Below are 9,223 nucleotides of genomic sequence, written 5' to 3' on the forward strand. Positions count from 1 at the left end.
AAGGCGGGCCCGGCCATCGGGCGACGGTGACTAACGGGACGGGAAGGCGGACCCGGCCGTCGGTGCGGCCGGGTCCGACGGTCCGCGGAGCGTCAGCTCAGCGGCTTCACCAGGACCGCCTTGCGGTGGCTGAACGTCTCGATGGAGTACCGGCCGTGGTAGTTGCCCATGCCGCTCTCCCCCACCCCGCCGAACGGCAGCTCGGAAACGGTGAGATGGGCGAGCGGCAGGCCGTGGCCGAGGCCGCCCGAGGAGGTCTCGGCCGCGATGCGGTCACGGGTCTCGTCCGACTCGCTGAAGACGTACAGGGCGAGCGGCTTGTCGCGGTCGTTGATGAAGCGGATGGCCTCGTCGAGGCCGGGCACGGTGACGATCGGCAGGATCGGGCCGAAGATCTCCTCCCGCATGACGGGCGACCCGGGGTCGACGTCCGCGAGGACGGTGGGGGCGAGGTACCTGGCCGCCCGGTCGCCGACGCCGCCGACGGCGACCCGGCCCGAGCCGAGCAGGGCGGACAGCCGGTCGAAGTGCCGCTCGTTGACGATCCTGCCGTACTCCGGCGAACGTGCGGGATCGGTGCCGAACAGCTCCTCGACCGCGCGGACCAGCGCGGCCTCCAGAACCGGCGCGGTGTCCGGGTCGGTCAGCACGTAGTCGGGCGCGACACAGGTCTGGCCCGCGTTGAGGAACTTGCCGCGCACCAGGCGCTCCGCCACCGTGCCCGGGTCGGTACCGCGGTCCACGAACGCCGGGGACTTCCCGCCCAGTTCGAGGGTGACCGGGGTGAGGTGCTCGGCGGCGGCCCGCATGACCACGCGCCCGACGGTGCCGTTCCCGGTGTAGAAGATGTGGTCGAAGCGCTCGGCCAGCAGGGCCGTGGTCTCGGGGACACCGCCCTCCACCACGGCGACCGCGTCCGGGTCCAGGTAGGCGGGGAGCAGTTCGGCCAGGGCGGCCGAGGTGGCCGGGGCCAGCTCGCTCGGCTTGGCGAGGACCGCGTTGCCGGCGGCCAGCGCGCCGGCCAGGGGAGCGAGCAGGAGCTGCGCCGGGTAGTTCCACGGCGCTATGACGAGGACGACGCCCAGGGGGTCGTACTGGGTCCAGGCCGTGGCGTCGGCGCCGAGGTGCGCCGGGACGGGTGCGGGCTCGGGGCGCAGCCAGTCCGCGAGGTGTTCGAGGGTGTGGTCGATCTCTCGGACGGTGAAGTCGATCTCGGTGCGGTACGCCTCGGTGCCGCTCTTGCCGAGGTCGGCGTGGAGGGCGGCCGCGAGGTCGGCGCCGCGTTCCGTGAGCATCGCCCGCAGTCGGCGCAGCTGGCCGGTGCGCCAGTCGACGGACTTGGTGCGGCCGGTGCCGAAGGTGGCGCGCAGCCGGGCGACGACGTCGGCGGGCTGCTCGGGCAGGGACTGGTTCACGGATGCCTCGCTGGGGGTGCACGGGCCGGTTCGGCCCCGGCAGGACGACAGGTCAGATGTATATGCCAACCTTTCACGTCCTCAAGTTCATCCCGCACGCACCCCGGGGTGTCGAGGATCACGTTCCCGGTGCGCCGGCGCCGGCCGGGCGTCAGTGCTGGTCCACGAAGGGCCGGACCTCGATGGGCAGGGTGGTGGCCAGGGCGGCCTTGCGCCCCCAGGCCAGGGCCTCGTCCTGGTCGGCGGACCGGATGAGGCACAGGCCGCCCAGGTACTCCTCGCCCTCGGTGCGGGAGGCGTCGGTGACGAGGACGTCGCCGTCCCGGGGGCGGAGCAGGGTGGCGGTCTCCGGGCCGTCCAGACCGCCCGCGAAGACGAAGGCACCGGCGGCGCGCAGTTCGTCGTTGAACGCCTCGACGTCGCGCATGATCCTGGCGAGGGCTTCGGGGTCGGGCGGTGTGCCGTCGGCCGGCTGGATCACGCTGAGCAGGTAGTGCTTCATGCCGTCCTCCAAGGCGTCGGGCCCGTGCGGGCTCTGCGTCACCTCCTACAGGAACGGCCCCGCCCCGGATCGGCACCGCGCGCCGCGATCGCGGAAAAACCGCGCGGAGGAGTCCGCGGAGGAGTCTTTCGGGTGATCCCGCCCAGCACCCGATCGACTGTCCCCACCCGATCGATCGTCCGCACCCGATCGACTGTCCCCACCCGATCGACCGTCCACACCCGATCGACTGTCCCCACCCGATCGACCGTCCGCACCCCATCCGCCGTCCCACCCGGACGACCGCCCGCACCCGATCCGCCGTCCGCACCCGATCCGCCGTCCGCACGCCGTAACGCGCCGGTCAGGCCGTGAACGGCACCGGAGCGGGGGCGGGGGCCGCCACCCGGGTGGGGTGCGCCCACAGGCCCCGCGCGGCGAGCCGGGGCAGGACGCCCTCGCCGAACCAGTAGGCCTCCTCCAGGTGCGGATAGCCGGAGAGCACGAACTCGTCGATCCCGAGGGCGTGGTACTCCCCGATGCGCTCGGCGACCTCCTCGTGGCTGCCGACCAGCGCCGTACCGGCGCCCCCGCGGACCAGGCCGATGCCGGCCCAGAGGTTGGGGTGGATCTCCAGGCCGTCCCGGCCGCCGCCGTGCAACGCGAGCATGCGTTGCTGGCCCTCCGACTCGCTGCGCGCGAGGCCCGCCTGCACAGAGCGCACGGTCTCCGCGTCGAAGCCGTCGAGCAGCCGGTCCGCCTCGGCCCATGCCTGGGCCGAGGTGTCCCGGGTGATGACGTGCAGCCGGATCCCGAAGCGCGGGACACGGCCGTGCTCCGCCGCCAGTTTGCGGATCCAGGTGATCTTCTCGGCCACCTGCGCGGGCGGTTCGCCCCAGGTGAGGTACACGTCGGCGTACCGGGCCGCGACCTCGCCGGCGGCGGGTGAGGAACCTCCGAAGTACACCTCGGGAACCGGCTCGGGCAGCCTGCCGAGGCGCGCCTGCGCCACCCGCAGGTGCTCCCCGTCCAGGTCGACGCTCCGACCCGCCCACAACTCACGTACCACGTGAAGGAATTCACCGGTCCGTCGATAGCGTGCGGTCTTGTCGAGGAAGTCGCCGTAGGCCCGCTGCTCGGTGCTCTCGCCACCGGTGACGACGTTGAGCAGCAGCCGGCCCCCGGTGTGCCGCTGGAAGGTGGACGCCATCTGGGCGGCGAGCGTCGGCGAGACGAAGCCGGGCCGGAAGGCGACCAGGAACTTCAGCCGCTCGGAGTGCTGGCTGACCATCGCGGTGGTCAGCCATGCGTCCTCGCACCAGGCACCGGTCGGAGTGAGCGCGCCGACGAAGCCCAGGTCCTCGGCGGCCCGGGCGATCTGGCTCAGGTAGGCCACCGTCGGCGGCCGGTCCCGGCCGGTGGCGGTCACCGGGGTGCCGTGGCCGCCGCCGACGACGTCACGGCTGTCGCCGTTGGTGGGCAGGAACCAGTGGAAGGTGAGGGACACGGGTCTCCGATCACGTGCTGGGGCGGAACGTCCGCGGCCGGCGCCCGGACGCGGGCACCGCCCGGCCGGCGCGGTCGCCGTCAGGGCGGGTGGTCACCGTCATGGCGGTGCCGTCGCGTCAGGGCGAGGCCGTCGTCGTCCGGGCGGGGCCGTCGTCGAGAGGCACGGGCGGCGCGCACGCCGGACGCCGAGGCCGCGGCTGGCCCGGGCACGTTCAAGGGCACGTGGAGGAGGGAGGTCCGCGGCATGGCACCGGCCCGTGGAGAAAGGGCGGTACGGCAGGTCAGGCCGCGGGGCGACAGGAGGCGCTGGAGACACGCGCGAGGTCGACATGGCGTCGCCGCGTGAGTTCCGGTCGCATCGTCATGCCGTCGATCGTGGCAGCGGCCGGTGACGGCCGTCAAGGAGGAGCCGACGGGCGGTCACCGGCCACGAGCTGATTTCACGGAGACGTGACAGACGACGACGGAGCAGCGGCCGGGGCCGACAGCACGTAAGGGAACTCACGAGGCCGGGCCGGCATGGGCGGGACGGTCAGGCCGACGGCCGGGCCAGCAGGGGCTGGACGGCAGGCCAAGGGACATGGCCGGTACAGGCGGGACGGTCAGGCCAAGGGGCACGGTCGGTACGGGCGGGCGGTCACGCTCAGGCGCGGCCGTCCTCCTCCGGCCCCTCGACCACCACGAGGAACGCGTCCGACTGCAGGTCCATCACCACGGTCGCCGCCTTCCCCTCGGCCCGCCGGGCCGCCGCGTACTCCTCTGCCGGCCACGATCCGCGGGGAGCCCCGGCGGGAAAACGCTCCAACACCTTCGCACTCATGACGGCGGCCACCTCCTGCGTCGCGGGCCCTAACGGAATGTACGTGTTGTACCGAACCTGCTGCCCCCGATCAGCGCAGACATGTCACCGTTCCCGACGCCCGTTCTTCGGCCGTTCCGGTGAGGGACGCATCCGCGGCCCCGCCCCGGCGGGAAGACCTCCCGGGGGGCCATCGACGCGAAGGACCGGTCTGCGATGAACGACGACGACTCGGCGGACGGACTCCGCTGCCTGGTGACCGGTGCCACCGGATACATCGGGGGCCGGCTGGTGCCCGAGCTGCTGGCCGCCGGGCACCGGGTGCGCTGCCTGGCCCGCTCCCCCGGCAAGCTGCGCGACCACCCCTGGGCCGGGGAGACGGAGGTGGTGCGGGGCGACGTCACCGACGCCGAAGCGGTCGCCGCCGCGATGCGGGACGTGGACGTGGCGTACTACCTGGTGCACGCGCTCGGCAGCGGCGCGGACTTCGAGGAGACGGACCGCCGTGCGGCCCGCGTCTTCGGCGAGCAGGCCAAAGCGGCCGGGGTGCGGCGCATCGTGTACCTCGGCGGTCTGGCTCCGGCCGGGGTGCCCGAGGACCAGCTCTCGCCGCATCTCAGGTCGCGGGCGGAGGTCGGCCGCATCCTGCTGGCCTCGGGCGTGCCGACCGCCGCGCTGCGGGCCGCCGTCATCATCGGCTCGGGCTCGGTGTCCTTCGAGATGCTGCGGTACCTGACCGAGCGGCTGCCGGTGATGATCACGCCGAGCTGGGTGCGCACCCGCATCCAGCCCATCGCCGTCCGGGACGTCCTGCGCCTGCTCGTCGCCGGCGCGCGGCTGCCGGACGACGTCAACCGGTCCTTCGACATCGGCGGGCCGGACATCCTGACGTACCGGGACATGATGATGCGGTACGCGCACGTCGCCGGGCTCCCCCGGCGGCTCATCGTGCCCGTCCCGGTGCTGACCCCGGGCCTGTCCAGCCTGTGGGTGGGGCTCGTCACGCCCGTACCGGCGTCCATCGCACGGCCGTTGACCGAGTCGCTGCGCCACGAGGTGGTCTGCCGCGAGCACGACATCGCCCGCTACGTGCCGGACCCGCCGGGCCATCCGCTCGGTTTCGACGAGGCGGTACGGCTGGCCCTGCGGCGGGTGCGCGAGGCGGCGGTGAGCACGCGCTGGTCGTCCGCGTCGGTGCCCGGCGCGCCCAGCGAACCGTTGCCGACCGACCCGGACTGGGCGGGCGGCAGCCTGTACGTCGACCGGCGCGAGACGCTGGTGGACGCGCCCGTGCCCGCGTTGTGGCGGGTGATCGAGGGGGTGGGCGGGGACCACGGCTGGTACTCCTTCCCGCTCGCCTGGAGCCTGCGCGGCCTGCTGGACCGGCTGGTCGGCGGCGTGGGCCTGCGCCGCGGCCGCCGGGACGCCGAGCGGCTGCGGGTCGGCGACTCGCTGGACTTCTGGCGGGTGGAGGACATCGAGCCGGGCCGGCTGCTGCGGCTGCGGGCGGAGATGCGGCTGCCCGGTCTGGCCTGGCTGGAGATGTACGCCGAGCCGGACGGCGAAGGCCGCAGCCGGTACCGCCAGCGGGCCCTGTTCCACCCGCACGGGCTGCTCGGGCATGCCTACTGGTGGGGTGTGTCGCCCTTCCACGCCGTGGTCTTCGGCGGCATGGCCCGCAACATCGCGCGGGCGGCGGCCCGCCAGGCACCCGGTGCCACGCGCTGAGCCCTCGTCCGCCCTCCGGGCCACGCCCGCCGTCGCGGGCCCTTCCGGCCGGGCCGGCGCGGCTACCCCGTGCGGGTGTCGCGCGCATCCGCCGGGCCCGTCGCACCGGAAGCGTCCAGAGTCCCCCCGTATCCCCCCCGAATCCCCCGTCGTATCCCCCCTCCCCCGTTCCGGAGCACGTCATGTCCGTCTCGGTCGTCCTGTTCACCGCCGACCTGCGTCTGCACGACCACCCGCCCCTGCGGGCCGCTCTGGAGGGCCGCCGTCAGGTCGTCCCGCTGTTCGTCCGCGACCGGGCGGTGGCCGCCGCCGGCTTCGCGGTGCCCAACCGGCTGGCGTTCCTCGCCGACTGCCTGCGGGACCTGGACGCCGGTCTGCGCGAGCGCGGCGGGCACCTGGTGGTGCGCTCCGGCGACGCCGTCGAGGAGGTCTGCAGGGTGGCCGCCGAGGCGGATGCCGACGAGGTGCACACGGCGGCCGACGCCAGCGCCTTCGCCCACCGGCGGGAGGGCCGGCTGCGGCGCGCCCTGGAGGCCGAGGGGCGGCGGCTGTACGTCCACGACTCGGTGACCACCGCGGTGGGCCCCGGTCAGGTGACCCCGGGTTCCTCCGACCACTTCGCCGTGTTCACGCCGTACTTCCGGCAGTGGTCGGAGCAGCGGCTGCGGGACGTGCTCGCGGCGCCCCGCGCGGTGCGCGTCCCGCCGGGCGTCGGGTCCGAGGACCTGCCGGTCCGGGCCGGCCTGACGGAGGTCTCGCCGGGGCTGGCCGAGGGCGGCGAGGAAGCGGCCCGCAGGCGGCTCACCGCCTGGTTCCGCTCCGGTCTCGCCGCCTACGAGGACCGGCACGACGACCTGGCCGGCGACGCCACCTCCCGGCTCTCCCCCCACCTGCACTTCGGCACGCTGTCCCCCGTCGAACTGGTCCACCGGGCGCGGCGGGCGGGCGGTCCGGGGGCGGAGGCGTTCGTACGGCAGGTGGCCTGGCGGGACTTCCACCGCCAGGTGCTCGCGGCGCGGCCCACCGCGGCCCACGCCGACTACCGCACCAAGCACGACCGCTGGCGGTCCGAGCGCACGGCCGGGGACGACATCGAGGCGTGGCGGGAGGGCCGTACCGGCTATCCGGTGGTGGACGCGGCGATGCGCCAGCTGCGCCACGAGGGGTGGATGCACAACCGGGCCCGCCTGCTCACGGCGAGCTTCCTGGCCAAGACGCTGTACGTCGACTGGCGGATCGGGGCCCGGCACTTCCTGGAGCTGCTGGTCGACGGGGACCTGGCCAACAACCAGCTGAACTGGCAGTGGGTCGCGGGCACCGGCACGGACACCCGGCCCAACCGCGTCCTCAACCCCCTCACCCAGGCCAGGCGGCACGACCCCGAAGGCGCGTACGTCCGGCGCTGGGTGCCCGAGCTTGCGGGGGTCCCCGGGGCCGCGGTCCACGAGCCGTGGAAGCTGCCGGAGCCCGACCGGGCGCGGCTGGGCGCGTATCCGGAGCGGATCGTCGACCTCGCCGACGGCCTGGCCCGTTTCAAACGGGCCCGCGACCGGGGCTGAGCGGACGGCCACCGCGGCCGAGGGGACTGGCACCGGGCCCGCGACCGGGGCCGAGCGGACCGACACCGGGCGCGCGACCGGGGCCGAGCGGACGGACACCGGGCCCGCGACCGGGGCCTAGAGGACGGACACCGGGCCCGCGACCGGGGCCTAGAGGACCGGCACCCGTCAGAGAGGCTCGCCGGGCGGTGCGGCGCGGTGGGTGACCGCCAGGATGTCCAGTGCCTCGGACAGGGAGGCGGGGCGCAGCATGCCGCGGGCGGGCCGCCCGGACCAGCCGGGGCCGCCGAGCAGCATCAGCGGCCTCGTACGGGCGCCCTTCACGCCCCACTCCACGGCCATGACGTGTTCGGCCAGCGGCAGGCTCGCGGTGGAGCGGGCCTGCGCCCACAGCACCACGGCGGCCGGGCCCAGCCGCCGTACCGCCGCGAGAAGCGCCTCCGCCGGGACCGCGGCGCCGAACATGCGTGCCGGGACACCGAGCCGGCAAAGTGCGGCGTTGAGTGCCTCGAGCGGGAGGGTGTGCTGCTCACCGGGGACGCAGGCCAGCAGGACGGGGCCGGCCCCCGTGGTCCCGGTGGGCGCCGCGGGCTGCCGGGTGCGCCGGCGCAGGGCGGTGGAGATGTGCCAGGACAGCAGGTGCTCCACCTCGACGTAGCGGTCGCCGGACGAGGCCCACTTGCGGCCCACGGCATGCAGGGTCGGCGCCATCACCTCCTGCCAGGCGGTCACGATGCCGTAACGGGACAAGGCGGCCTCCAACCGCTCCTCCAGCGCCACGGCGTCGAGCCGGACCGCCGCGCGGGACAACCCCCGGCCCGCCTGCCGGACGTCACCGAGCCCGGGCACGACGGCCCCTACAGACCCGCCGGCCCCGATGGACCCGCCTGCCCCGAAGACACCTACCGACCGGGGAACGCCGACCGACCGGGGATCGCCGACCGACTGAGGGACACCGACCGACCGCGCAACGCCCGCCGGCCGGGGGACCGCCGGTGCGGCGGGGGCACCCGGACCGAGGGCCGCCGAACCGGAGACGGCTGAACCGGAGACGGCTGGACCTGGGACGACCTGACCGGACACGGCTGAACCGGAGACGGCTGGATCTGGGACGACCGGACCGGAGACGGCTGGACCGGAGACGGCTGGATCTGGGACGACCGGACCGGAGACGGCTGGACCGGGGGCGAGCGCATCGGCCCCACCCGCCGTGCCCTCGGCGCCGGCTGTTCCCCGGACGCCGGCCGGTGCACAGCCCTCTTCCTGGCCCGGCGTCCCCGCGGCTGCGGACGCCGCGCCCGGCCCCGGCACCTCGCCGCCACTGATCGCGCCCGCCGACCACGCTTCACGGGCCCCAGACACACCCGCCGACCACGCATCACCAGCCCCAGACACACCCACCGACCACGCACCGGCCCCAGACACACCCACCGACCACGCATCACCGGCCCCATGCGCACTCGCTGATCGCGCACCGGCTTCCCCTGACACACCCGCCGACCACGCACCCGCGTCCCCGGCCGCACTCCCCGGTCCCGGCACCCCACCGGGCGCGCGCACCTGCCCCGGCCCCGGCACCACCCCGGGCGCGCGCACCACCCCCGGCCCCGGCAGCTCGCCAGGCGCATGCACCTCCCCCGGTCCCGGCATCCCGTCAGGCCCCGCAGGCCCCGCAGGCCCCGCAGGCCCCGCAGGCCCCGCAGGCCCCGCAGGCCCCGCAGGCCCGAGCGCA

7 protein-coding genes are annotated in these 9,223 nt (G+C 75.0%); 2 read left to right on the forward strand and 5 right to left on the reverse strand.

Going from position 1 to position 9,223, the window contains the following annotated elements:
• Positions 1-92: 92 nt before the first annotated feature.
• From GT045_RS05355 to GT045_RS38765, 4 genes are all read right to left on the reverse strand, one after another.
• The gene (locus tag GT045_RS05355; protein ID WP_161333433.1) at positions 93-1,415 is read right to left on the reverse strand and encodes an aldehyde dehydrogenase family protein; all 1,323 of its coding nucleotides are present in this window, start codon (positions 1,413-1,415) and stop codon (positions 93-95) included.
• A 151-nt stretch (positions 1,416-1,566) separates the two neighbouring features.
• Positions 1,567-1,917, reverse strand: coding sequence for a YciI family protein (locus tag GT045_RS05360; protein ID WP_161333434.1), 351 nt, complete (start codon positions 1,915-1,917; stop codon positions 1,567-1,569).
• A 343-nt stretch (positions 1,918-2,260) separates the two neighbouring features.
• Positions 2,261-3,403: an LLM class flavin-dependent oxidoreductase gene (locus GT045_RS05365; protein WP_161333435.1), complete on the reverse strand. Its 1,143-nt coding sequence runs from the start codon at positions 3,401-3,403 to the stop codon at positions 2,261-2,263.
• 645 nt (positions 3,404-4,048) lie between these two features.
• Positions 4,049-4,225 carry a hypothetical protein gene (locus GT045_RS38765; protein ID WP_202516270.1) on the reverse strand — a complete coding sequence of 59 codons (177 nt, stop codon included), beginning with the start codon at positions 4,223-4,225 and terminating at the stop codon, positions 4,049-4,051.
• Positions 4,226-4,420: 195 nt separating this feature from the next.
• Between GT045_RS38765 and GT045_RS05370 the strand changes: the two genes are divergently transcribed.
• Positions 4,421-5,932 carry an SDR family oxidoreductase gene (locus GT045_RS05370; protein ID WP_161296142.1) on the forward strand — a complete coding sequence of 504 codons (1,512 nt, stop codon included), beginning with the start codon at positions 4,421-4,423 and terminating at the stop codon, positions 5,930-5,932.
• A gap of 182 nt (positions 5,933-6,114) precedes the next feature.
• Positions 6,115-7,491 (forward strand): deoxyribodipyrimidine photo-lyase, encoded by a 1,377-nt coding sequence (locus GT045_RS05375; protein WP_161333436.1) that lies wholly within the window; start codon positions 6,115-6,117, stop codon positions 7,489-7,491.
• Between the two features lie 168 nt (positions 7,492-7,659).
• On the opposite strand, the gene GT045_RS05380 is transcribed toward GT045_RS05375, so the two are convergent.
• Positions 7,660-8,574: a cobalamin B12-binding domain-containing protein gene (locus GT045_RS05380; protein WP_161333437.1), complete on the reverse strand. Its 915-nt coding sequence runs from the start codon at positions 8,572-8,574 to the stop codon at positions 7,660-7,662.
• Positions 8,575-9,223 lie beyond the last annotated feature (649 nt).

The organism is Streptomyces sp. SID486, from assembly GCF_009865385.1.
Lineage (GTDB): Bacteria > Actinomycetota > Actinomycetes > Streptomycetales > Streptomycetaceae > Streptomyces.